This is a genomic window from Marinobacter sp. BSs20148 (genome assembly GCF_000283275.1).
In the GTDB taxonomy this organism is placed as follows: domain Bacteria; phylum Pseudomonadota; class Gammaproteobacteria; order Pseudomonadales; family Oleiphilaceae; genus Marinobacter; species Marinobacter psychrophilus.
In genome coordinates this window covers 1,260,462-1,285,550 of sequence record NC_018268.1, presented here as the reverse complement: position 1 = coordinate 1,285,550, position 25,089 = coordinate 1,260,462, and the positions used below count along the sequence as shown (strand labels likewise).

24 protein-coding genes and 1 riboswitch are annotated in these 25,089 nt (G+C 54.3%); of the genes, 9 read left to right on the top strand and 15 right to left on the bottom strand.

The window, feature by feature from the left end:
• Positions 1–9 precede the first annotated feature (9 nt).
• The 4 genes from MRBBS_RS05755 (at position 10) to MRBBS_RS18840 (ending at position 2,645) form a co-directional block, all read left to right on the top strand.
• Complete coding sequence (locus MRBBS_RS05755; RefSeq protein ID WP_041635105.1) at positions 10–657, top strand: amino acid ABC transporter permease; 648 nt, start codon at positions 10–12, stop codon at positions 655–657.
• Positions 654–1,316 (top strand): amino acid ABC transporter permease, encoded by a 663-nt coding sequence (locus tag MRBBS_RS05750; RefSeq protein WP_014870502.1) that lies wholly within the window; start codon positions 654–656, stop codon positions 1,314–1,316. Before MRBBS_RS05755 ends, MRBBS_RS05750 begins: the two co-directional genes overlap by 4 nt.
• Positions 1,313–2,149 (top strand): amino acid ABC transporter ATP-binding protein, encoded by an 837-nt coding sequence (locus MRBBS_RS05745; protein WP_014870501.1) that lies wholly within the window; start codon positions 1,313–1,315, stop codon positions 2,147–2,149. Before MRBBS_RS05750 ends, MRBBS_RS05745 begins: the two co-directional genes overlap by 4 nt.
• A 163-nt stretch (positions 2,150–2,312) precedes the next feature.
• A riboswitch (guanidine-I (ykkC/yxkD leader) is annotated at positions 2,313–2,418 on the top strand.
• A 56-nt stretch (positions 2,419–2,474) separates the two neighbouring features.
• Positions 2,475–2,645, top strand: a complete 171-nt coding sequence (locus MRBBS_RS18840) for a DUF1989 domain-containing protein (protein ID WP_083847100.1) — start codon at positions 2,475–2,477, stop codon at positions 2,643–2,645.
• A gap of 225 nt (positions 2,646–2,870) precedes the next feature.
• On the opposite strand, the gene MRBBS_RS05740 is transcribed toward MRBBS_RS18840, so the two are convergent.
• From MRBBS_RS05740 to pedF, 3 genes are all read right to left on the bottom strand, one after another.
• Positions 2,871–4,646 (bottom strand): PQQ-dependent methanol/ethanol family dehydrogenase, encoded by a 1,776-nt coding sequence (locus MRBBS_RS05740; protein WP_014870498.1) that lies wholly within the window; start codon positions 4,644–4,646, stop codon positions 2,871–2,873.
• A 209-nt stretch (positions 4,647–4,855) separates the two neighbouring features.
• Positions 4,856–5,812, bottom strand: coding sequence for a substrate-binding periplasmic protein (locus MRBBS_RS05735; RefSeq protein WP_041635104.1), 957 nt, complete (start codon positions 5,810–5,812; stop codon positions 4,856–4,858).
• Positions 5,813–5,890: 78 nt separating this feature from the next.
• The gene (gene pedF, locus MRBBS_RS05730; RefSeq protein WP_014870496.1) at positions 5,891–6,319 is read right to left on the bottom strand and encodes a cytochrome c-550 PedF; all 429 of its coding nucleotides are present in this window, start codon (positions 6,317–6,319) and stop codon (positions 5,891–5,893) included.
• A gap of 313 nt (positions 6,320–6,632) precedes the next feature.
• Here pedF and MRBBS_RS05725 point away from each other — a divergent pair, with 313 nt between their 5' ends.
• From MRBBS_RS05725 to MRBBS_RS05705, 5 genes are all read left to right on the top strand, one after another.
• The gene (locus MRBBS_RS05725; RefSeq protein ID WP_014870495.1) at positions 6,633–7,808 is read left to right on the top strand and encodes an ABC transporter substrate-binding protein; all 1,176 of its coding nucleotides are present in this window, start codon (positions 6,633–6,635) and stop codon (positions 7,806–7,808) included.
• 42 nt (positions 7,809–7,850) lie between these two features.
• Positions 7,851–8,825: a YVTN family beta-propeller repeat protein gene (locus MRBBS_RS05720; RefSeq protein ID WP_014870494.1), complete on the top strand. Its 975-nt coding sequence runs from the start codon at positions 7,851–7,853 to the stop codon at positions 8,823–8,825.
• Positions 8,822–9,547, top strand: a complete 726-nt coding sequence (locus MRBBS_RS05715; protein WP_014870493.1) for an ATP-binding cassette domain-containing protein — start codon at positions 8,822–8,824, stop codon at positions 9,545–9,547. Before MRBBS_RS05720 ends, MRBBS_RS05715 begins: the two co-directional genes overlap by 4 nt.
• Complete coding sequence (locus MRBBS_RS05710; protein WP_014870492.1) at positions 9,544–10,347, top strand: ABC transporter permease; 804 nt, start codon at positions 9,544–9,546, stop codon at positions 10,345–10,347. The genes MRBBS_RS05715 and MRBBS_RS05710 overlap by 4 nt, the downstream gene beginning before the upstream one ends.
• Before the next feature lie 311 nt (positions 10,348–10,658).
• Positions 10,659–11,336, top strand: a complete 678-nt coding sequence (locus MRBBS_RS05705) for a response regulator (protein WP_014870491.1) — start codon at positions 10,659–10,661, stop codon at positions 11,334–11,336.
• 57 nt (positions 11,337–11,393) lie between these two features.
• Here the strand turns inward: MRBBS_RS05705 and MRBBS_RS05700 are convergent, their stop codons facing one another.
• The 12 genes from MRBBS_RS05700 to urtA form a co-directional block, all read right to left on the bottom strand.
• Positions 11,394–13,607 (bottom strand): PAS domain-containing hybrid sensor histidine kinase/response regulator, encoded by a 2,214-nt coding sequence (locus MRBBS_RS05700; RefSeq protein ID WP_014870490.1) that lies wholly within the window; start codon positions 13,605–13,607, stop codon positions 11,394–11,396.
• Positions 13,579–14,742: a nitric oxide-sensing protein NosP gene (nosP, locus tag MRBBS_RS05695; RefSeq protein WP_014870489.1), complete on the bottom strand. Its 1,164-nt coding sequence runs from the start codon at positions 14,740–14,742 to the stop codon at positions 13,579–13,581. Before nosP ends, MRBBS_RS05700 begins: the two co-directional genes overlap by 29 nt.
• A gap of 244 nt (positions 14,743–14,986) precedes the next feature.
• Positions 14,987–16,093 (bottom strand): porin, encoded by a 1,107-nt coding sequence (locus MRBBS_RS05690; protein WP_041635103.1) that lies wholly within the window; start codon positions 16,091–16,093, stop codon positions 14,987–14,989.
• A gap of 258 nt (positions 16,094–16,351) precedes the next feature.
• On the bottom strand, positions 16,352–16,705 hold the full coding sequence (locus MRBBS_RS05685; protein ID WP_014870487.1) for a zinc ribbon domain-containing protein: 354 nt from the start codon (positions 16,703–16,705) through the stop codon (positions 16,352–16,354).
• A gap of 5 nt (positions 16,706–16,710) precedes the next feature.
• Positions 16,711–17,943: a formamidase gene (gene fmdA / locus MRBBS_RS05680; protein WP_014870486.1), complete on the bottom strand. Its 1,233-nt coding sequence runs from the start codon at positions 17,941–17,943 to the stop codon at positions 16,711–16,713.
• Positions 17,944–18,047: 104 nt separating this feature from the next.
• On the bottom strand, positions 18,048–19,091 hold the full coding sequence (locus tag MRBBS_RS05675; RefSeq protein WP_014870485.1) for an AAA family ATPase: 1,044 nt from the start codon (positions 19,089–19,091) through the stop codon (positions 18,048–18,050).
• A gap of 15 nt (positions 19,092–19,106) precedes the next feature.
• Complete coding sequence (locus MRBBS_RS05670; RefSeq protein WP_014870484.1) at positions 19,107–20,153, bottom strand: aliphatic amidase; 1,047 nt, start codon at positions 20,151–20,153, stop codon at positions 19,107–19,109.
• A 62-nt stretch (positions 20,154–20,215) separates the two neighbouring features.
• Entirely contained in the window at positions 20,216–20,905 is a 690-nt protein-coding gene (gene urtE, locus MRBBS_RS05665; RefSeq protein WP_014870483.1) for an urea ABC transporter ATP-binding subunit UrtE, read from the bottom strand.
• Between the two features lie 2 nt (positions 20,906–20,907).
• Positions 20,908–21,666, bottom strand: a complete 759-nt coding sequence (gene urtD / locus MRBBS_RS05660; RefSeq protein ID WP_187290798.1) for an urea ABC transporter ATP-binding protein UrtD — start codon at positions 21,664–21,666, stop codon at positions 20,908–20,910.
• A complete protein-coding gene (gene urtC, locus MRBBS_RS05655) occupies positions 21,666–22,865 on the bottom strand; it encodes an urea ABC transporter permease subunit UrtC (RefSeq protein WP_014870481.1) in 1,200 nt (399 codons plus the stop codon). Before urtC ends, urtD begins: the two co-directional genes overlap by 1 nt.
• 9 nt (positions 22,866–22,874) lie before the next feature.
• Entirely contained in the window at positions 22,875–23,801 is a 927-nt protein-coding gene (urtB, locus tag MRBBS_RS05650) for an urea ABC transporter permease subunit UrtB (protein WP_014870480.1), read from the bottom strand.
• An 83-nt stretch (positions 23,802–23,884) separates the two neighbouring features.
• On the bottom strand, positions 23,885–25,063 hold the full coding sequence (urtA, locus tag MRBBS_RS05645) for an urea ABC transporter substrate-binding protein (protein ID WP_227497634.1): 1,179 nt from the start codon (positions 25,061–25,063) through the stop codon (positions 23,885–23,887).
• Positions 25,064–25,089 lie beyond the last annotated feature (26 nt).

Sequence of the window (25,089 nt, the reverse complement as noted above, 5' to 3'; positions counted from 1 at the left end):
ACGCCTAGTATGAATGCCTACGATTATTGGAGCATCTTCCAAGGCTCCTTCACCACCATCGGCGTATCTATGGCTGGAGTCCTTATTGGACTACCTCTGGGTCTGTGTCTGGCGCTGCTGCGCTGGGCACAGATGCCAGTAAGCCGGCAAGTCGCCTATCTCTACGTCAGCATTATTCGGTCATGCCCGGCCGTAACATTAGTGATGTTGATTTACTTTGGCTCGCCTCAAATAGGGGTATCACTAAGCCCTCTGGCCGCCGCGATGATCACAATGGCTGTCACTGCGTCTGCCTTCAGTAGCGAAATTTGGCGATCGTCTCTGCTGGCGTTTGACCGCCAGCAATACGACGCTGCGCTCGCCTTTGGAATGCCCAGATTTACGCGGGTCTGGCGCATCGTATTGCCACAGGTATGGCGCTCCAGTCTTCCCGGCCTGATCAACGAAACCACCATGCTGATCAAGTCGAGCCCGGCCATTGCGGTCATTGGCATGGTCGAGATCACCCGAGCCGCACAACGAGTGGGGGCCCGAACCTATGACCCCCTGCCGCCACTGATGGTGGGGCTGGTGCTTTACGTGGTGATTATCTTTGCTCTGGTCAGGCTTCAGCGTCGGCTTGAGCTCAGTGGCGATAGACTGGAGCCAACCCAATGAGCTACAACGATTTTATTCTGGTGTGGCAGCAGTACCCGAAAATCCTGGAAGCATTTGGCAATACCCTGATGCTGATCGTGATTTCAGGAAGCGTATCTATGCTGCTTGGAATCTTCCTGACGCCCATGCTGATGTCCAAACGCAAAGCCATCAGTTTGAGTGTCTCGATTTACTGCGAAAGCATGCGGTGCATGCCATTTCTTCTGTTCGTTTACATGATCTACTTTGGGCTTCCATCTGCAGGTATTCAGTTGTCTAACTGGACCACCGGCATTGCCGCCCTGATCCTTTACAACGCCGCTTACATGGCTATTTTCCTGAGAGGCGCCTGGCAGGATATTCCCAAGGAAACCATTGAAGCTGGGCGTGCCTACGGCTTCCACGGATTCAAACTGTTTCGCCGCGTTATCATGCCGCTGATGCTGATGCGCGCGATCCCGATGGTTGGCAATCAATGGGTACAGATTGTTAAAGACAGCGCCTTCCTCGGCATCATCGCAGTTACGGAGCTGACGGCTGCGATGAACTCAATCCAATCTACCAACTTCATTCCTTTCGCCAGTTTCCTGTCGGCAGTGCTGCTTTATTGGCTGATCAGCCTGGTGATTGAACTGGTTACTTCTCTTTTTACCCGCTACGCCGAGGTGCGACGCACATGACTCCTCCAGAAAACGCCGAGCAAACCTCAACTACCACCAGTGCGAGCCGTGTACTGCAGTTACAGGGCATCTCCAAATCTTTTGCCGACAATGAGGTTCTCAAAGACATCTCACTAAATGTTGACCGCGGACAGGTGCTTTGCCTTATCGGCCCCTCAGGCTGTGGGAAATCGACACTGTTACGGTGCATAAACTGGCTGGAAACTCCAGATTCCGGTCGTGTTATTCTTAATGGACAACGGTTTGGCGTGCACAAATCCGGTGCCAAAATGCGGGACGGGGACCTCGCTAGGATGCGCTCCCGGGTGGCCATGGTGTTTCAGCATTTTGCTCTCTGGCCTCACCTGAGCGTTATTGACAACATCATAGCGAGCCCCCTGCACGTGCAACACCGCGACCGGCAGGAAGTTCGCGAAGAGGCGATAGCACTGCTGGAAAAAGTCGGGCTGACGGACAAGGCAGAGATGTTTCCTTCTAGCCTGTCTGGTGGTCAGAAACAGCGGGTCGGTATCGCCCGGGCGCTGGCCATGAAGCCCGAATTACTGCTGTTTGACGAGCCAACCAGTGCCCTCGACCCGATGCTGGTAGGAGAAGTCCTGGGCGTGATCCGGGATCTTGCCGACGAAGGCGCCACCATGGTGATCGTGACCCATGAAATGGAATTTGCCCGCCAGGTGGCAAGTCAGGTGATTTTTATGAGTGATGGCCATATTGCCGAGGCGGGTCCACCGGAAGAGTTCTTCGCTGCCCCCAAATCCGACAAGGCCAAGCAGTTTCTGGCACGTTTTCATCAGCATCTGGAAGCTCGGTCCGCCCCGGCTGTCGAACGTTAACGCGTCACCCTGGCGCGCGCCAGGCGCAGTGCAAGACTTTGTTCGGAAAATTCAAAAGAAATTATAAAAAACAGAGACTTAAAACTTTGCACAAACTGTGCCTCGTTAAGATACGCAGCGAGAAGTCGGTGACTGAAACCACTATTAAAGCGCGACAATCTGACAAATGGTCAACTAGGGTTCCGATCTGCCGTTGACAACACAAGTGACTGGTCCGAGAGTTGACGGCTTTTTCCAAGGCTACGCGGCGGGACAAAAGCCCGGGAGAATCGTTCAGTGACTGACGCCTCTCGTTTTTTTCCAACCAAGCCAGGAGGAAATGGCCATGCTCGAAACAGCAACCCCTCTCTACGACGATCTAATTCCCGGCGGATCCCACTGGTCCTTCATTATGCGCCGCGGCCATGTACTGCGCCTGATTGACGAAACCGGCGGTGCCAGCGTCGGCATGTTGATGTACAACCCCGAGAACCCTCTCACCAGAGGAGATACTTGAATGCGATTGATTAACCGCCGCCCCGGACGGGCTTCGGCCATACTTCTGGGCCTACTGACGTTCCTTCACGTATGACCTGCCCATCGGCCAGACCGATCGCAAACTGTTCAACGACATCAGCCATTCGGTAACGGAAACTGCCCGCTATCACGCTGCCTGACTTAACTCACCCGTTACAAAAAAGGTCGCCCTGTGGCGACCTTTTATCACACATTCCACTGCTATTTACTGACTGGCAACACGATCCTTCGGCAACTTGAAGGTCCAGACCATACCGCCCTGGTTGAAGTCTTTGACTACTTTGGCAACTTCACCACCCCAAAGCGGAACTGCGCCGCCCCAGCCTGAGGCTACCGAAACGAACTGCTCGCCGTCCATGGTCCAGGTCACCGGGGTGCCTACCACGCCTGAGCCGGTATTGAATTTATAGAGTTCTTCGCCGGTTTTGGCATCAAATGCTTTCAGGAAGCCTTCCGGAGTGCCAGTGAACACCAGGTTGCCAGCGGTGGCCATTACCCCACCCCACAAAGGTGCCGGGTTTTCATAACGCCACACTTCCTCACCGGTTTTTGGATCCATAGCCCGCAAAACGCCAATGTAATCATCATTTGTTGGTTTGATGGTGAAACCTGCGCCCAGATACGCTCCGCCTCTTTTGTAGGATACGGGCTCGTTCCAAATGTCCATAGACCACTCATTGGAAGGAACGTAGAACAGGCCTGTGTCTTGGCTAAAAGCCATAGGCATCCAGTTTTTACCACCAAGGAACGATGGCTGCGCCAACACTGTTTCACCTTTCATACCCTCGGCTGACGACGGATCACCCGGGCGTCCACCTTCGGCAAAAATCGGCCGACCGGTTTTTGGATCAAGCCCGGTTGCCCAGGTAATTTTGTCTACAAATGGGAAACCGCGAATGAAATCGCCATTTTCACGGTTCAAAACATAGAAAAAGCCGTTGCGGTCAGCGGTAGCCGCGGCCATCACCGTTTTACCATTTTCTTCGTAGTTGAACGAAATCAGCTCGTTAACACCGTCATAATCCCAGCCGTCGTGGGGCGTGGTCTGGAAGTGCCATTTGATACTGCCGTCGTCTGGATCAATGGCAAGGCGAGAAGCCGAGAACAGGTTGTCGCCAGGGCGCAAATGCGAGTTCCAAGGCGCCGGGTTGCCAGTACCGAAAAATAACGAATCGGTGTCGGGGTCGTAAGTGCCGCCCAGCCAGGTGGCCGCGCCGCCGTTCTTCCACATGTCTCCAGGCCAGGTTTTACCCGCTTCACCGCCAGAGATACCGTTTTCAATAGCCTTACCATCTTTATAAACGTAGCCCATATGGCCTTCTACCGTGGGCCTGGTCCAAACCAAATCACCGGTTTCCGGATCGTAGGCTTCCACTTTACCCACTATGCCAAACTCACCACCAGACACCCCGGTAATCAGCTTTCCTTTCACCACCAGAGGGGCTGCAGTAATGGCATAGCCTGCCTGGTAATCTGCTACTTTTTTAATCCACACGGGTTTGCCGGTGTCTTTGTTCAGGGCCACCAGTTTGGCATCCAGGGTGCCGAAATAGACTTTGTCGCCGTACAAGGCAACGCCGCGGTTGACCACGTCGCAGCAAGGCATAATGCCATCCGGCAAGCGAGCATCGTATTGCCATATTTCTTCGCCAGTTCTTGCGTCAATGGCGTAAACTCTTGAATAAGATGCGGTTACGTACATCACGCCGTCTTTAATCATCGGCTGGGATTCCTGGCCGCGCATTTTTTCGCTGCCAAAAGAAAACGCCCACGCGGGCTGCAAATAGCGGATGTTTTCCGTGTTCAGATCTTCAATGGTGCTGAATCGTTGCCCTTGAGTACCCATGCCATAGCTGACGATGTCTTCAGGCGTGTTGGCGTCATTAAGAATGTCTTCGTCGGTTACCGCCTGGGCCCCGCAGGAAACGGCTAAAGCCAGGGTACTGACGGCAATGCGGATGCCGAATCTATTCGATTTCATGGTTGCTCTCTCCGAGTCTCTTGTTGTCGGTTTTCGGTAAGCCAGGAAAGTTTCCCGCCTCTGCACAGATTCTTTGCTTTGCCGGTGCAATCAACAATCAGTCCCCGGGCGTGGTTTCCTCATCACTTGGTCGTACTACCCACAAAAAACCCACGTCAGAGGCGTGGGTCTAAACCAAAATTGCGATAGTAAGCCATACGCAACGGGCGCTAGGGTTTACCCTCAGCCTGCGCAATCGCCTCTTCGCTTAGGAACGCCTGATAATACTCGGGCACGCTGTAGCGCAGGTTAACGTCAGCAAACAGCCCTTCCATCTCCCCCGACTTAACAATGTTGCCAACAATCTCCTCAAGCGCATAGCCCAGCTGTCGGTGTGAGCTCTTAATGGCCATCCCCACATCCCAAACTTGCTTACCAATACCGGGAAAAGCATTACCCGCCTGCCTGAACCCACTGTTTTCGGCTTTCGACAACTCATGATCAATTTCAGCGCGCATGCCCATAACGGCGCTAACGTCGCCATTACGCATGGCGTTGAATGCCTCATCAACGTTGGTGTAGTGGCGCACCTGGTCGCGCAGACGGCCGTTCAGTCCGGAGGTCAAGTAGAAGGCCGGTAAGGTGTCGATTTCAACGCCAATCGGGTGGTACTGAAACATGGCGATGGTTTCCACCGAATCCATCTTTTGCGGGTTGTAGGCGATTTGCCAGGTTTCCTGCTGATAGGGACCAAACAGCACAACCTGCTCGTTCATGTACTCGCCCGTAGAATCCTGCATGTAGGCGTATTGTTTGTCGTAAGGCACCCTCATCATTACGTCTGCCAGGCGTCGCTTGGCCAAATAGTGCCCCTTCCAGACGTTGTTGCGCAGGTCATCCCCCAAGTTTTCGTCCGGCACAATCCAGTGCACCCTGAATTCCACGCCCATAGCGGCAGCAATGCGTTTGCCCAGCTCCACATCAATACCCTGGGGTTCGCTGTTCACCAGGTAAGAATAGGGTGGAAAATTCTGATATAGCCCCACTTTCAGATAACCAGACTCAATAATAATGTCGAAATTACGCTCAGCAGGCCGGTTCAGCAGCATGTCGCCGTCATCGACTTCCTGAGCTATACCCGTTTGAAACACCAGCATCATTACCAGACATCGTAACAGCGCTTTCATTGCTTTCTCTCCAACAGCGAAAGGCCGGCGCGGTGCCCAGCCCGGTAACAAACAGAAAATGTCTTTGGCTGGCACCCTTTACTCAGGCTTTGGTAAAGATTCAACATACGTTCTGATGGCCCAGATCGCATTCTGATCCAACGTTTTTTTCCACGACGGCATGCCCCGATCGGTGCCATTCTGGACCCGGCTCATATAGTACTCGTCGTCCCATTCTTCGAGTTCGCGCAAATCTGGCGTCAGGCCCCCAGACATCGCCCGGATACCGTGGCAAGCAGCACAATTGCCGGCGTAGGCGCTTTCGCCAATCTGAACGGCCAAGGCGCTTGCGCCACCGTGGGAACCGCCCTCGCGGAACGGATTTTCAACCAAAATGTCAGCGCCCAACGTCGGGAGATCGCCGGTATCTACCGCTTGCGGGGTGACATTGCCGTGCGCGATAACCAAACCCGCTGTGCCTAACAAGGCCGCCGTTGCCAATGTTTTGAGTGAAAAAGAGATTGCCATGGTTGTTACCTCTGTTGATTCCCCGTGCTCTGGCTATTGGATTTGTGTGACACCAGTTAGTGTAATGAGTGTAAAAAACTCGTCAGCAAATCCGAATGCCACTTTGGAGGTTTCGGCTTAGTTCCTTAGTAGTAGTACACTCTGCACTAAGGCCAAAGCGCGAGGGAGCCAACGCAAGCGTTATCACCATGCTAAGCAGGCTGCCTAAGAGCGGAACAGTCCTTTAGTACTGCCAGTTTCCTACTTTCTGAATATTCCCGGGACTTTTCCCCTTCACTAAGCTGATCACACAAGAAAAAAGCCGGAGAGCCCCATGTTTCGATCTGTATCCATGATCGCCACGTTTCTGTTTATCACATTGGCTCAATTACCTTCCGTTGCGGCAGACACGGTTGAGGTAAACGTCGGCTACGTGCAGTGGACGCCAGACTCAGGCCCGGTGCTGTCAAACGTGCTTCCCGAGCCAGCGGATGCAGGCCTGCAGGGCGCCGAACTGGCTATGGCTGACAACAGCACCACCGGAAAATTCATCGGCCATCGCTATGAACTGACCCCTTACGTGGCTGATTCGGAACAGGCCGCCATTCTTGCGTTTGAAAATCTCCAGCAAGAAGGTGTGCAATTGTTTGTGGTCAACGTACCTGCCAGCACACTGGCCGCCATTATGGACAAAGCCACGGCCGACACACTGGTATTCAACGCAGGGGCTGCAGACGACGCACTGCGCACCCGCGAGTGCCACAACAACCTGCTGCACAGCATCCCCAGTTACGCCATGCTCACGGATGCCCTTAGCCAGTGGCTGCAGCTACGGCGCTGGAACAAGGTGTTTCTAATCACAGGCCCGACCGAAGCCGATGTGGCCTGGGCCGATGCCTTCCGCCGCTCAGCCAAGCGCTTTGGAGTGAAAATCATTGAAGACAGGCCTTGGACCTTTGATGCCGATTTGCGCCGCACGGCCTCCAAGGAATTGCCATTATTCACTCAAGCCAAAGATTACGATGCGGTGGTGGTGGCCGACGTGCGCGGTGATTTTGGCGAGTACGTGCCGTTTAACACATGGCTGCCACGGCCGGTGGTAGGCACTCAGGGCATGTCACCCGTAGCCTGGCACCGGGTAGTAGAAAGCTGGGGCGCAGCGCAATTGCAGAGCCGTTTCAATGATTTGGCGGGCCGCGATATGAACAGTGCAGATTATGCCGCTTGGGCCGCCGTGCGCTCTATAGGCACCGCTGTCACACAGATTGGTAGCGCCGATGCCCGCAGCGTTCGCCAGCTTATCTTCAGTGAGCGTTTTCAATTGGCGGCTTTTAAGGGCCGGAAACTGACTTATCGCCTGTGGAATGGTCAGCTGCGCCAGCCTATTCCGCTGGTGCACCCACGGGGGCTGGTGGCAACCGCACCGTTTGAAGGCTTTATTCATCCGCTTACGGAAATGGATACCCTCGGTTTTGATGAGCCAGAAAGCACGTGTCGTATTAACGGCTGATCGCCTGAGCGCTCGCCATTCAGAATAACAAGGAGCTCCTCGATGAAATTGCTGCTCAGAAAAACCGCTTTTGCCGCCCTGATCGGATTGTCCGTGCCTGCGATGGCAAGCGTGGCCTATGTGTCCAATGAAAAGGACAACACACTGTCTGTTATTGACACAGAAACAATGGAAGTTATTGAAACCATCAACGTTGGCGCGCGGCCGCGGGGCATTTTATTGTCCAAAGACTTCACCAAACTGTACATCTGTGCCAGCGACGACGATACCGTTCAGGTGCTGGACCTTGCGACCCGCAAAATCATCGACACCCTGCCCTCGGGTGAAGATCCGGAGCAGTTCGCGCTGCACCCTAACAACAAGCATCTGTATATCGCCAACGAAGACGACGCCATTGTGACCGTGGTGGACGTAAACACCAAAGTGGTTCTGGCCCAGATAGAGGTAGGCATTGAACCCGAAGGCATGGCCGTAAGCCCGGACGGAAAATGGGCGGTAAACACCTCAGAAACCACCAGCATGCTGCACTGGATCAACACCGAAACGTTTAAAATCGAGAAGAACATTGTGGTTGGCCAGCGCCCGCGCCACGTGGAATTCAGCAAAGACAGTAAGGTCGCCTGGGCCTCCGCCGAAATCGGCGGCACCGTGCACATTATTGATGTGGACAAACTCGAGCAAATTCATGAAATGTCGTTCAAAGTGCCCGGCGTAAATCAAGACCGGGTGCAACCCGTGGGGATTGAGCTAACCTCTAATGGCAAGTACGCTTTTGTCGCCCTAGGTCCCTCTAATCACGTGGCTGTGGTAGATGCCAAAACTTACGAAGTGCTGGACTACCTGCTGGTGGGCAGCCGAGTGTGGCAGCTGGATTTAAACAAAGACGAAACCCAGCTTTACACCACCAACGGTGTGTCTGGCGATGTGTCGGTTATTGATCTGGAGGATATGAAAGTCATTAAATCCATCAAAGTAGGCCGCTACCCCTGGGGTGTGGTTATCGACCCAAACTCATGACACTGGCAGCACGGAATATTGGTTTTTGCTACGGCAGCAAACCGGTACTGACCGACATCAGCTTTGCGCTCGACAGCGGATGTTTCCACGCCCTGCTAGGCCCCAATGGGGCTGGCAAGTCGACCCTTTTTGGCTTGTTGACCCGGCTCTTGGCGTTGCAGCAGGGTGGCATCCTGTTCGCTGGACAGTCTCTGAAAAAACACCCCGCCGAGGCCATGCGCCAGATCGGCGTGGTGTTTCAGCAAAACGCGCTGGATCTCGATTTAACCGTGCGCCAGAACTTGATGTATCACAGCGCGTTGCATGGGCTTTCACGCAAACAGGCGCGGCTGCGGGGCGACCACGAACTGGAGCGCTTCGGTTTGCTGGACAGGGCCAACGATCCCGTAAGGACGCTGAACGGGGGCCATAGGCGACGGGTAGAAATTGCCCGTGCTTTGCTGCATCAACCGACACTGCTGCTTTTAGATGAACCCACTGCGGGGCTGGACATCGCTAGCCGCAAGGCACTGAACGACCACGTTCGCCAACTGTGCGCAGACGATAACTTGACGGTACTCTGGGCCACCCACCTGATTGAAGAGGTTGCAGCACAAGACCGGGTGTTGATTTTACACCAGGGAAGGCTGCTAGCCGATGGCCCCGGGCAAGAATTGTGCAGCCGGTCAGGCACCACTACCCTGGCTGAAACCTTTGAATTGCTCACCGGAGTTGGCTCATGAAACCCGCAGCCTACTGGCATTGCTTTGCCGGCATTCAAACCCGTGAATGGCTGCGCTTTTGGCAACAACGCACCCGGTTTGCCAGCGCGTTAGTGCGCCCACTGCTGTGGCTGGTGGTGTTTGCCGCCGGTTTTCGCGCCGTCCTTGGCATTTCCATTATTCCGCCCTATCAAACCTATATCACCTACGAAACCTACATTGCACCGGGCCTGTGCGGCATGATCATCCTGTTCAACAGCATGCAGGGCGCGTTATCAATGGTGTACGACCGCGAGCTGGGCAGCATGCGGGTGCTATTGATGAGCCCCCTGCCGCGGCCCTTCCTGCTGATCACAAAACTGCTGGCCATGAGCGTGGTGTCAGTGATTCAGGTCTATATTTTTCTATTTGTTGCCTTGTTGGTGGATGTGGAACCGCCGTTGTGGGGTTACCTTGCCGTGCTGCCGGCACTGGTTTTGACGAGCTTAATGCTGGGCGCGCTGGGCCTGCTGATTGCCACCTGGATCAAGCAGCTGGAAAATTTTGCCGGGGTGATGAACTTTGTCATTTTCCCGATGTTTTTCATGTCCTCCGCGCTCTATCCACTATGGCGCATGAAGGAAGCCAGCCCCTGGCTGTATTGGGTGTGCCAGTTCAACCCGTTTACCCATGCAGTGGAAACCATCCGTTTCTCGCTGTATTTGCAGTGGAGCCCTTTAGCGTGGGGAGTAAGTGCGGGCGTTACCGTGGTACTGGTTATTTTGGCCACGGCTGGCTTTCAGCCGCAGCGAACCAAAATACTGGGCGCTAAGCCAGCCTGAATATTGAGCTGCGCCAGGGCAACAGGCAATTTTCCTGAAACAAAGACCCCATTCGAACCAGAGCGACGCGTAAAATTGTACTTTGGTGCCTGTTTTTTGGTGCGATGGTCGCATTCAGCTCAACACCGATATAACGTGTAATGGGGTCATTACAATAACAACCAGAGGTCCGCAGGCCACCTTGGCCGCAGGAAACTCGTTGCCCAGAGATCGCTATGCTTGCCAAGCTGCATGCCACACATTCGCTTCAAACCGGCTATGATGAACCCACAGCAATTCTCGATAGCGAAAGAAGACAGGTAGAGACGTTCATGGAGCCAGCCTACAAGATCCTGATTGCCGATGACCATCCATTGTTCCGCGAAGCGATTAGCAGTGTTATCGCGTCAGGTTTTGAAGGCAGCGAGATCCTCGAAACCGACGATCTAGACAGTGCGCTGATAATCGCCAAGGAAAACGACGATCTCGACTTGATTCTGCTGGACCTGAATATGCCCGGCATGCACGGTCTGAACGGGCTGATTACACTGCGTAATGAAGCGCCCACCATTCCGGTGGTGATTGTGTCAGCCGAGGAAGAAAAGCAGGTGGTGCTGCAGGCTATTACCTACGGCGCCGTGGGCTTTATCACCAAATCTTCGCCCCGGGTCAAGATGACGGAAGCCATTCAACAAATACTCAACGGCAACGTGTATTTACCCTCTGACATCATCCGCACCGGCAAAGAAAGTACAGGGCGGCGCCGGCGTAACGATGACAACCCGGTTTCCCCCGAGCTGCTCAATTCCCTGACCCGGCGCCAATTACTGGTGCTGGAGCGAATGTCCAAGGGTGAATCCAACAAGCAGATTGCCTACAATCTCAATATTGCCGAAACCACCGTTAAAGCTCATGTTTCTGCAATATTGCGCAAACTCAGCGTACATAACCGGGTGCAGGCTATTTTGTCCGCCAGCGATGTCGACTTCAGTCAATATTTGAAGCGCTAACCAGCCGCCTTACAGAGCGCGCACCGCTCCGTTTTTATGGTAATTTTAGTGCTTCATTCACACTGGCCCGCCAATCAAATGGTTTAACGTGTTCCTGAGTTTCAGTGGCTTGACTGGCTTGTTCATCAGCACATAACCCAAGTCACGGATTTGCTGCTTCAGTTCGTTGGTGTAGTTGGCAGTAATCATCACCACCGGCGCGGGGTAATGCCGGCGACTATTAACGCTGGCGACAACATCCACTCCGGTTTCGTTGTTATCAAGGTGATAGTCCGCCAGTATCAGGTCTACCGGGCTGGTCACCGGATCAAGCTGGCGCTCGAGATCTGCCAGTGAAATGGCGCAGGTTACCCGGCAATCCCAACCTTCCAACAGAGTTTTCATGCCGTCGCAGATAGCGCGATCGTTATCGATGACCCAAATCCTGGCGCCCTCCATGCCATGTCGGGCTGCCACGTGCAGCACTTCCGTGGTTGTACACCTAGGCTGCAATTGCCCCAAAGGCACCCGCACACTGAACACCGAGCCTTTGCCTTCCACCGACGACACCGTAATGTCGTGATCCAACATCCGCGCAATTTTATCCACAATGGCAAGGCCCAGGCCCAGACCTTTGTCGGGGCGTGATCCCTCCGGGCGAATTCGTTTGAACTCCTGGAAAATTTCGCGGAGTTTATCGTGCGGAATGCCTGGCCCAGTGTCCCAAACTTGCACCAGCACGTGCCCCGCTTGGCGCCTGCAGCCAAGCAAAATTCGGCCACTACTGGTGTAGCGAATAGCGTTGGTCAGAAAATTTCGCAGAATGCGAGCCAGAAGCTGGGAGTCGGACTCGACAACGGCCGAAGACGGCACAAAGTCGAGAACCAGGCCTTCGGCAATGGCCATTTGCTGGCATTCACGGGCGATATTATTCAACAAATCACGCAGATCAAACGCGGTTACGTCTGGCTTGATAACGCCAGCGTCCAGCTTGGAAATGTCCACCAAAGTACCCAGCAGACTTTCCACGTCATCCAAAGAGGTACTGACCGAGCGCACCAGGCTCTCGGCTCTCGGGCCAAACGATTGCTCTAGTAAGGCACTGGTGAACAGCCTGGCGGCATTCAGGGGTTGCAGTAAATCATGGCTGACAGCGGCCAAAAATTTGGTTTTTGACAGGTTAGCCTGTTCCGCTTCCTGCTTCGCCTCGGTCAGAGCCGACGTGCGCTCCTTGATGCGGCGTTCAAGATCATCATAGGCCTGCTCTAGGGCAAGTGCCGTTTTACGACGTTCGGTAATATCGCGAATGAGCACAAAAAAGCCGACAACGTCATTTTGCTCGTCAAAGTTCGGCACGTAGGAACGCAGCATATGACGCACCTGACCCTCTTCGCTGGCTTCTTCAAATTCAAAGTTAACATTATGACCAGCTAACACTTCCAACATCTGCGGCAGCAGCCGCTGATACAGCTCTTCGGAATGGACGTGATCAAGGCGTTTGCCCAGAGGCGACTCGCCGTCACGGCCATACCAGGTTTCATAAACTTGGTTACAGAACTGAATGCTCAAGTCGGCGCCGACATAGGCGATCAGGGCCGGCACATGGTCAGTGACGACACGAATCCAACGTTCGCTCTCTTCAAGCGCTTTGATTCGGCGTGCCATTTCACTGTTTTTTACATCGGTGATATCGGAATAGAGCACCACCAAACCGCCCTCTCGGGTGGGTCTTTCAGTCATTTGCACCCATCGATCATTTGAAAGCAGAAACACCACGCCGTCTGAATCGGGCTCACGGTGTTCCTCGACAATTAAACCCGACGCGAACGCCAGGCTTCGAACGGTTTCGATACTCGTACCCGGGGTCGGCATGGCAACACCAGCGTGCCGCCAGTAACTGCGAAAGCGGCTATTGCTCTGCACCAGCAGATGGCGATGGTCAAACAACACGAAACCATCAGCGATGCTTTCAATGGCATCGCTAAGACGCTGGCGGCTTGTTTCCGCTTCCTCGCGGGCCCGGTTCAGCGCCTTGTTGCTGCCACGGAGTTCGTCCATGGCATCATTCAACGCTTCGGTGCGTTCACGCACTTGTTCCGCAAGCACCACAGAATGCTCAAACGCAGCGTAAGGTTCAGGTTTTTGGGCCGTGCCAGATTCCACCCTGACAATCAGCGCATCACGAATTTTGCGCAGACGCCCATTTTCAGCTTCCAGCAGATCAATACGGCGAATCAGCGCCGCGCTCGGGTGTACCTGATCGTTACAAGGAACCGGTGTCAGGCTGACCAATAACCACCCCCGTAAATGTCTGGTTAATGTGCATACCGTTAAACTGCTCGCCATAGCTATTAAAGCCGACCACCTTGTGCTGCCTTAAAAACACCGATACTTCTTCTGATTTACCGGTGATTTCGGCTTCAAGGCGGCGTAAAAAACAATCGCAACCGATGGTGATTAATGGTGTTCCAACAATGTTCTCGGAAATTTCAAGCTGTTCACGCACGCTGTCTAACAGCGACTGCGGCTCCATAGACGTCATTACAATTCCGGTCTCGACGGCGCAATAAAACGTCAGGCTTTTATCAGGGTTAACGCATTGAATGGAGCGCACAAAATAGTGACCTCCGACTTTCACACCCAGTGGGCGCAGTGCGAATACCGTGCGGTCTAATTCGTCAGTCGATACCCCAACCGCTCGGGCGTAGGCATCTGCGGCAGGCTCGGCGTTTAGCTCATACACCGTTCTACTGTCAGAGCAGGCACGCGTGACAACCAGCTTTTCCTTCCCTTCTGTCATGTGATGGCTGGAAAATACCCGAAAGTCTAAAGGCGTATTCACCAACATCACTGTGGCTGCGCCAGCGTGAAAGAGACCGTCATGAAATACATGGGTGTTGGAGAGACGCTCGTCATCGCCGGCGGATCCGCCAAATTGAGGAATGCTGCCAAGCGCCGCATTCAGCGTCGCAAGCACCAACTCTTCACGGCTTGAAAGTCCGTCTAACAAGGTGATGGCAAACGTATTGCCTTTGATGGGCGCCAGGCGGGCGTTGCGGCAGTTCGTTAGCAGGCCATCAATAACATTTTGCGCGTCAAGGAGCGAAAACCGATCCATTTCGCGAATCAGCGCGCAGTCGATCGCGAAAAATCGACTGTCAAAGCCAATGGCTGTGATGCACCCCCGATCATAACCACGGGCGGTAATTTCACCGGCCGAGGTGCAACCCGACAGGCGCACACTCGGAAACACCTGCTGCAAAGCCGGCCCAAGCCGCTCCAGGTCGTACTCTGCAGAACAGAAAAACAGAACATAGCCCAAGTGCGAGTGGCTGAGTTGATTGGCCAGACTGTTCGCTGCCAAAACCGGCTCGCGAAGGCACGTACTGGCTACACGAACGGCGGGCTGAGTCGTTACTGGCTGCATAGGGCGTAATTCCGCAGAAAAAGATCTTCTCCCACATTCTACGGACTGCAGCCTGTTCGCCAATGCAACTTCAGTGCTTTTTACGGGCGCACCAAAATGGTCGTAAGCCATTGATTATAAAACTCCTTTATCAATGCCAAACAGCAAGGTCGGTACACCCACTAGAAAACCAGCACTTTAGTTCTAGCCAGCAGCATACACAAGGCGGCAAAGCCACGACTCTACCCCTTGTGGTCCAGCACGATCAGAACATCACAATCGCACCAAGGGCGATGGTGTCCGCATCGGTACTGGTTACACCGGTCGTCCGATTCTTCTGCTCGAACATATTGTATTCCGCCACCAACTTGAAATTGCTGTTCACATCGTGGAAGAAGCCGAAGGTAGTGCTCTCGGTTTCAAAGTCCAGAATTTCGGCGTCCGTCTCGCCGTACGACAACACCAGTCGGTTGGCGCCAAAAGCGTAGGAACCCTGCACTAAAAATCCGTCAGCATCGTCTTCAGTCACCGCAGAGTTGCCAATCAATACCGGATTATCACCTTTTGAAGTAAAGCCAGACGCCGCCAGAGTCAACCCGGCAAGCGATGCTTTAAGGCCGTAACCAACGCCGGTGCTTTCAACGGTGGTGCTGCCATTTTCCGCAGATTGATAACGGCCATTAACCCAGCCGGTAAGCGCTACGTTACTCAAAGAAGTGGTATAAGTGACTTCAGATTCAAAGCGTGGTGCCGCGTTTTCATCGTTGGTACCGGTAACCGTGTCCGCCGGATCCAGAATACCAACAGCAAGGTTAAAACCGGACATTTCCGGCGCGCGATACGTTATCTGGGCTGACGGTGTCGGGTACGGGTAGCCGGCGCGAATATTGCCGAACGACACACCTCCCGCCGTACCTGGAGAACCGAAGCCCATCAGAATTTCATCAAGGAAAATGTTAGAACGGGCGTACAGACCAAAATCTTTACCCAATAGCACCTGCCCAAAATCGCCGTCAACGGTGGCGTAGAACTGACGAACATCAATCGCGGTATCCGTTGCTAAACCGTCGTCTAGACTGTCATTGATCGATGTCCAGAATGACGAACGACCACCCAGAGTGAGATCGCCCATTTCTTTGCTGAAATTAAAGCCTATGGTGTTTGGCAAAAAACCCATTTTCACGCGGGAATCGCGGGTATTGTTTACGTTGTTGTCACGATTTACGTAAAACGCGTTGAAATAACCATCAACAGAAAAAGAAGTGCCGTCTTCGTTATACAACTCCACCGCCGCATTCGCCGCTGCACTGACGCCCATTGCAGCCACCATCGCAATAAACAAGCTTGACCGTCTAATTTTATTATTATTCATAATTTCCCCGGATATGTTTGGACATTCAGAACCAGGCGCTGTTTTAGCGGCGCCGTAAGCGAACTCTTTCGCTTAAACTCCATAATCGGTGAACGCAGATAACCGAGGTATTCGCCGGGGGAGTCGGTTTCATGCGTATTTGGGAGGGCTTAGAAATCTGCACTTTGGGATAAGAGCATTTCGACCACTGCGTACAAACGCCATAACAAAAGAAGCCCCCGAAGGGGCAACTTGCTAAACCGAATCAACAGCTGTTGATTAGTGGCTGATCATCCACGGCCGCATGGAGGGGAACATTTTCTTCCCGTCAGCGGTGTAAAACAGCAGGGACTTCCCGGGTTTGGGTAAGCCACAGCCGCAACTTCGGCTGTGTTCTTTGTCGTTATCCCGGCGGTCGGCGGTTGAAAACACAGGCTCATGGCGGGAACGCTCATTCCGTTCCATCGCCGCCCGCTTTGTGGTGTCCATGTTTGCAATGTGCGGAGCTAACACAATCACCCTCGGCGATAGCACGTTGCAGCTAGGGCACTCCGCCGGCTTAGCGGCGTCTGCCATGGTCGCCAATGTGTTAAACAAACCGTGCTCCCGACATTTATAGTCATACACAGGCATGGTGCTTACTCCTTGTCTTTCGACAGCGGTAAATCCATTCCACCAGTGACCATTTTCTTCGGCCCTTCGGCACACGGGTTGATATCGAAGTCAAAGATGCCGGTTGGCAGCCAGAGCGTGGCACAGGCATTCGGGATATCCACCACACCGCTGATGTGGCCTTCCACCGGCGCACAACCCAGAATTGCGTAGGCTTGAGCCTTGGTATAGCCGAACTTGGTCATGTATTCGATGGCATTCAGGCAGGCCTGACGATAGGCCACCTGCACGTCCAGATAATGCTGGCCGCCGTCTTCGTCAACGGAGATGCCCTCAAAAATCACGTAATCGTCATAACGAGGCTTGATCGGGCTGGGCTTGAACACAGGGTTCTTGATGCCGTACTTCTTGATGCCGTCTTTGATCAGGTTAACCCGCAGGTGAATCCAGCCGGCCATTTCAATAGCGCCACAGAAGGTGATTTCACCGTCGCCCTGACTGAAGTGAAGGTCGCCCACTGACAAACCGGCACCGTCCACATACACCGGGAAGTACACTTTAGAACCACGGGAAAGATCTTTAATGTCGCAATTACCACCGTGCTCACGGGGCGGCACGGTGCGGGCGCCCTCGGCACCGGCGGCTTTGGCAGCATCGCCTTTTAACTGGCCCATGTGAGCGGTGTCACCGTGCGGCAACGTGGCCAGCGCAGGTACACGCTCCGGATCGGTAGCCACCAGCCCGGCCTCACGCTTGTTCCAGGTGTCCAGCAGCTCTTTCGACGGCAGACAACCAATCAGGCCCGGGTGAATCAATCCGGCAAATTCCACATTGGGAATGTGGCGGGATTTGGTGAACATGCCGTTAAAATCCCAGATACTTTTCTGCGCTTCCGGGAAGTGCTCGGTCAGAAAACCACCACCGTTCTGCTTGGAGAAAAATCCGTTAAAGCCCCACTGGCTCTCCTTGAAGGTGCCGATATCAAGGATATCGACTTCCAGCAGATCGCCGGGCTGCGCACCCTCCACACCAATCGGACCAGACAGAAAGTGCACCTGGGTCAGATCCACATCGCGCACATCGTCGGCGCTGTCATCGTTTTTGATCTGGCCACCGGTCCAGTCGTAGCACTCGACGATAAAGTCATCACCGGGTTTAACGGTGGCCACCAGCGGAATATCCGGGTGCCAGCGATTGTGAATTTTGTCGTTCTCGTAGGCCGACTTGGACAGATCGATCTTGATAATAGTTTCAGCCATAGCGAAGACTCCTTGGAATTATTGGCTTACACGTTTAATTAACGGCTTTACTATCCGAAATCTGGCAGCGGGGGAGTATTCGCGAAATGCCCCCGGTGCCTACGTCATTCGACGTATTGGTGTACGACCACTTCTCTGTTTCTCATGCTAGCTTCAAACCGGTAGCAGTGCGGATACGCCAGCAGCGCCCGTGCTACGACGGGTTCCAGGCGCTGACGAAAAGCCCGCAGCATTTCCCGGGCGCCATAGCGCGCATCGTAACCGCGGCACAGCTCCTCTCTGAGCTTAGGCGAAAGAGACAGGTTGGCCTGTTTTTTTGACAACCGGCGATTCAGGCCTGCCAACTCGATATTTAGCAGTGCCTCTAGCCAATTGTCGGTGAGGCGGTTGAAGGTGAGAATCTGGTCAATTCGGTTGAGGAATTCCGGGTCGAAATGTCGGCGCAGAGCGGTATCGCGCATACCCTTAACGTTGCCGGGTGATAACCCTAGCCAGCTTCGCCAGCCCCTTTGGTAGCGCTGTTCGTGCACCTCGGCATCCAGTGCTCCGGCGTTGCTGGTCATAAAAATCAGGGTGTTGCAGAAGTCGATCTCGCGATTGCCGGAGGGGAACATCAGCCGGCCGGTGTCCAGTATGTTCAGCAGGGTGCGCACCACTTCCTTGCTGGCTTTCTCGATTTCATCGAACAGCACAATACCGGGCTTGCTGAACGAGCCCTGCACCTTGTTAAGGTCAAACAGGCTGTGGCCTTCCTTGCTGCCCACGTAGCCTGGCGGTGCGCCAGTAAGCGCGGCGGCGTAATGCTCCTGGGCCAAGGTGTTCATGTCGATGCGGCAAAGGCCATCCGGGTTGCCGTGAATGGCTGCGGCGATCAAGCGCACAGTTTCAGTTTTGCCCACCCCGGTGGGACCAAGGAACAGGTGCACCGCCAAAGGCCGATTTTCCTCGCCGATGTCGGCTTTCACCCTCACCAGCATGGATTCCATAGCTTTCAGTGCGTCTTCCTGGCCAACGATATTTTCCCGTAGGCGGGACATGACAGTATCTGGCTCAAAGCGGAACCGGGAAACACGAACCGGGCCTGAGACGGCCCGGTTCTTTTCAATGGATTCCCGGTTAGCTTCCAGCCGCTCATTGATAAACGGCATCGGCAACTCCCGGCTTTAAGCCCCTGCGGATTTTTCCTTGCCATCGACTGGCAGGTTGCCCACCGGGCACTCGGCCACACCTACGGTTTTACGGGTCATGGCCTCCACGTTTTCCTGCGCTTTCTGGGCATCCATCACCCAGGTGCGGTAGAACTCGAACGGGCACTCGGCCACGCCCTTATCACCATCGCCGGAAGCATGAACGCCGGTGTAGCCCCGGTGCAGTAGCTTGAACAGGTGGTTCTGGGACTGGTCGTTCTTGCGGGCATCGCGGATCTGGCTTACCGAGAGCTGGGCGTATTGAATGCCCATATCTTCCTCCCCACACTCACCCAGCGTACGACCGTCAAAACCGATAATCGCCGAGTGGCCGAAATAGGAATAAACGCCGTCAAAGCCGGAAGCGTTGGCCACCGCCACATAGCAGTTGTTGGCCCAGGCCATGCTCTTGGACATCATCACCTGCTGCTCTTTAGCTGGGTACATGTAGCCCTGGCAGCGCACGATCAGCTCGGCGCCCTTCATGGCGCAATCCCGCCAGATTTCCGGGTAGTTACCGTCGTCGCAGATAATCAGACTGATCTTCATGCCCTTGGGGCCTTCACTGACGTAGGTGGTATCACCGGGATACCAGCCCTCGATAGGGCACCAGGGAACGCACTTGCGGTACTTCTGGACGATTTCACCTTCGCTGTTAATGAGAATCAGCGTGTTGTAAGGCGCCTTGTTCGGGTGATCCTCGTGGCGCTCGCCCGTCAGCGAGAAAATACCCCAGGTATTGGCCTCGCGGCAGGCGGCAGAGAAGATGGCCGTTTCGTCGCCTGGAATGGTGGCGGCGGTTTCCATCATCTGTTCGTTGTCATACATGATGCCCATGGTGCTGTATTCCGGGAACACCACCAGATCCATGCCCGGCAAACCGATTTTCATTCCTTTGATCATGTCCGCAATCTTGCGGGCGTTGTCCAACACCTCGGCCTTGTTATGCAGCCGCGGCATCTTGTAATTCACCACCGCCACGCCGACGGTATCGTTACTGCTGGAAATATCGCCGTGTCTCATCGGTTACTCTCCTCGAATTTGTACAAACGTCCGGGCCGTTGAGGCGGGTGGTTTCCACCCAACTAAACAGCCAAATAACTGGCAATCTTGTTTTGATCTGCGCCGACCCGGCTCTCTTCGTGAACGATGGAGCCCTTCTCAATCACTAAAATCCGGTCCGCTGCATCCATCACAAAACTGAGCACCTGCTCCGACACAACAATCGAAAGCCCGCGCTCATCGCGAATCCGCTTCAGGGTCTGAGCGATTTCTTTGATGATATTGGGCTGAATGCCTTCGGTGGGTTCGTCGAGCAGCAACACCTTGGGCCGGGTGGCCAGTGCCCGGGCAATGGCCAGCTGCTGCTGCTGGCCCCCGGACAAATTGCCGCCGCGGCGGTTCTGCATTTCCTTCAGCACCGGAAACATCTCGTACAGATCCTCCGGCACCTTCTTCTCGCCCACGGCAGCCAGCGCCGTCTCAATATTCTCGCGCACCGTCAGGGTGGGGAAAATCATCCGCCCCTGTGGCACAAAACCGATACCTGCACGAACCCGCTGAAAGCTCTTCAGATTGGAGATATTTTTGCCGTTGAGGCTGATTTCACCGCCTTTGGTTGGCGTCATGCCCACCAGAGATTTCATCAGCGTCGTCTTACCCATGCCATTGCGGCCGACCACGGCCACAATCTCGTTTTCAGCCACCTCCAGATTCAAGTCATCGATGATGGTGCTTTGGCCATAGGCCACCGAATGATGTTTTATGCTTAGCATGATCAGTGCCCCAGATAGACTTCGATGACTTTCGGATCCGACTTCACGTGTTCAATGGAACCTTCGGAGAGAACCTTGCCCTGGTGCATCACCGTGACCCGGTCGGCAATATCGCCAACAAATTGCATGTCATGCTCAACCACCAGAACCGTGTGGTCCTTGGTGATCACCCTGAGCAATTCCGCCGTTTTCTTTCGCTCTGCCACAGACATGCCGGCCACCGGCTCATCCAGCATCAGTAAGGCCGGCTTCTGGATCAGCAACATGCCGATCTCCAGCCACTGCTTCTGGCCGTGACTGAGCGAGGCCGCCGATTCGTTCAGGGCATCCGTCAGGAAAATGGTTGCAGCAACCTCCTCCACCGCCTCAATAACCTTAGCGTCTCGCTTGAACGCCAAAGCACCTATTACGCTGTGCCCCTTGGGATAGGACACCTCCAGATTTTCGAACACGGTCAGATCCTCAAACACCGACGGCGTCTGAAATTTACGGCCCACGCCCGAGTGGACGATTTGGTGCTCCTTAAGTTTGGTCAGCTCCTTGCCGGCAAACTTGATGGAGCCGGAGGTGGCCTTGGTCTTGCCGCAAATCAGGTCCAGAACGGTGGTTTTGCCAGCGCCATTAGGGCCGATGATGACCCGGATTTCCTTGGGATCAAGGTAGAATGACAGATCATCCACCGCCTTGAAGCCGTCGAATGACACAGTCAGCCCCTCCACCGACAGCAAGAAATCCGAGCTATTTTTTTTGGCTGCACTCATCATGATTTCTCCGGGCTGTAGGTGTCGGCTTTCGCATCGTAATCGACGGCTTTTTTAGCCTCCGGCTCTGCAACTGCAGGTTTTGCCACGGAGTTGGCCTGTGCCTTTTTTCGCTTGAACAGGCGGTCCTCCAGAGGCATAACGTAGCTCCGGTAAAGCCCTGCGAGGCCGTTCGGAAAGGCCAGCACCACACCAATGAACAAAGCACCCATGGCAAAAGGCCAGAGTTCGGGGAAGGATTCGGAGAAACCACTTTTCGCCGCATTCACCAGCAACGCGCCGTAAACCGCGCCAAGAATAGATAACCGGCCCCCAAGGGCACAGAAGATGACCATTTCGATGGAAGCAACAATGCCAATAAATGACGGCGACATGAAACCCACAAGCAGAGTGAACATAGCGCCGCCAATACCGGCAAAGGCCGCTGCCAGGCAGAACACGAAGATCTTGAAAGCGGCCACGTCATAGCCGGAGAAACGCACCCGATTTTCCTGCGCGTTCATGGCCACCAGAATGCGCCCCAGTTTGCGGTTCTCCACAAAACGCGCCACGAACAGGCACAGGAACAACATACCAACGCAGACAAAGTACAGGGTAATTCGCGCTTCATCGGTGCGTATGTCCCAACCATTCAGGGTCTGCAAATCGGTAATGCCATTCACGCCGCCGGTGTAACCCTGCTGCCCGATAATCAGAATAGTCAGAATGGCAGCGATGGCCTGAGTAATGATGGCGAAGTACACACCTCCCACTCGCCGGGTAAACATCGCCAGACCGATGATGAACGCCAACAACATGGGCACACCAATCACCGCCAACAAAGTGAACGAGAAGCTGTTGAACGGAACCCAGAACCAGGGCAGTTCGGTGATCTGGTTCCAGTCCATGAAGTCTGGAATACCTGGCGTGGACTGAATTGCGGTGGCCTCCGGAGTGGAGGCTTCCAGCTTCAGAAACATGGCCATGCAATAGCCGCCCAGACCAAAAAACACACCTTGGCCCAGGCTGAGAATACCGGCCTTACCCCAGCACATCACCAGGCCAATGGCGACGAAGGCGTAGGTCAGGTACTTGCCCACCATATTCAGGCGAAACGGGTCGAGGAACAGCGGCAGTACCACAACCAGCATCGCCGCCAGTATCAAATAATAGAGTCCCTCACGGGATACAAACCATTTCACTAAAGCTGAACTCTTCATCACAATCTCCTAGCGACGGACCTTGAGGGCCATGAGTCCTTCCGGGCGTATCATCAAAATCCCGACGACCACCAGCAGGGTGAGTACCTTGGCCATAGAGCCACTTAGGAAAAACTCCATGGTGGACTGGGCCTGGGAGATGCCAAAGGCGGAAACAATCGTGCCCACCAGACTTTGCGCACCGCCAAACACCACCACCAGAAAGGTATCCACGATGTAGGCCTGGCCGGACGAGGGCCCGGTTGAGCCGATCATGGTGAACGCAGCACCGGCGATACCGGCGATACCACAGCCAAGTGCAAAAGTGGCGCGGTCGACGCCGGCACTGTTGATGCCGACCGCTTCTGCCATGGGGCGGTTCTGAACCACCGCCCGCACTTTCTTGCCGTAGCCGGAGCGATACATCAGCAGGTACAACGCTACGGCAATCAACAGCGCGATTATCATCACGAACAGGCCGTTAATTGGCAGTTCCACCATATCGGTCACCTGAATAGCACCCATCATCCATTCGGGCAGATCGACACCCACTTCCCGGGCGCCGAAGATGGAGCGATAGGCCTGTTGCATAATTAGGCTCAGGCCCCAGGTTGCCAGCAACGTGTCGAGCGGTCGGTGATAGAGGCGCCGTATAATGAGCCACTCAACCATCGCTCCTAGTGCGGCACAGACCAGGAAGGCCAGAATCATGGCGATAAAGAAATACCCGCCAAACAGACCCGGTAAGTAAGACTGGAAAAAACCCGATGTCAGGTAGGTGGTATAAGCGCCAAGGATCATGAACTCCCCGTGGGCCATGTTGATCACGCCCATTTGACCGAAGATGATGGCCAGGCCCAAGGCCATCAGAACAAACACTGAAAACAGGGAGAGCCCGGCAAAACCCTGCATGGCAAATATCGACATCAATTCACTGCTGGTGTAGCCGTCAAACATGACCCTATCTCCCGTTCAAACCAACGTGCTTCGCGTTTCGAAAGCAATGAACGTCGGCGCCCGAAGGCGCCGACTATCCAGCTTTACTGATAACCTTTAGGGAAAGGATCGGGCTCCATCAGCTCTTCGGTCTCGAACATAACCTTGTACTGGCCATCAATCTGAGCCTGGCCAATTCGGGTCTTGGACCACAGGTGATGGTTTTCGTGGATGCGAACGTAACCTTCTGGTGCCTTATCAAACTCGATGCCCGCAAAGACCTCACGAATCCGGTCGATATCAAAAGAACCGGCCTTCTCGACCGCTGCCTTCCACAACCATGGGCCAAGATAGGCCGCCTGGGTGACGTCACCAATGACCATGTCATCGCCGTAAGCTTCCTTGAACGCCGCCACAAACGCCGTGTTGTTCGGGTTGTCCAAGCTTTGGAAGTACTTCATCGAGGCATAAATGCCCTCTACGTTCTCACCACCGATACCGCGGATTTCGTCCTCGGTTACGGAGATGGTCAGCAGTAATGGTTTCTCGTCGGTGAAATCAACACCCGCCGCTTTCATCTGCTTGTAGAAGGCCACGTTGGAGCCGCCGACGACGGAAGCAAAGATAACGTCAGGCTTACGCAGCTTGATCTTGTTGATCACCGTATTGAACTGGGTGTGGCCCAGTGGGTAGTACTCTTCACCCACAACCTTCAGGCCCAGCTTGTCGATGTGCTTGCGAGCAATCTTGTTGGAGGTACGTGGCCAAATGTAGTCAGAGCCAAGCAGGTAAAAAGTTTTTGCGCCTTTCTCCTTGGCAATCCAATCAAGACTCGCAAGAATCTGCTGGGTTGCTTCCTGGCCGGTGTAAACCACGTTGGGTGATTGTTCCAGGCCTTCGTAAAAGGTGGGGTAATACAACATGCCGTTGTACTGCTCGATGACCGGCAAAATGGCCTTACGGGAAGCGGAGGTCCAGGCACCAAAAATAGCGGCAACGTTGTCTTGGCGGAGCAACTTGCGGGATTTCTCAGCAAACGTTGGCCAGTCGCTGGCGCCGTCTTCCTGCACAAAGTCAATTTGGCGGCCAAGCACACCGCCAGAGGCGTTAATCTGGTTGATAGCCAGTTTTTCTGCCTGCACCGACCCGATCTCGCTGATCGACATGGTGCCGGTAATAGAGTGCAATATACCGACAGTAACGGTGTCGTCAGTCACCGCCAGCCCTGTGGTGTTGACCTCAGCTGTGCTCGGCGTCGCCGCCTGCACAGAAGACGCCAACATGACGGACGCCGCCAGTGCCATCAGGC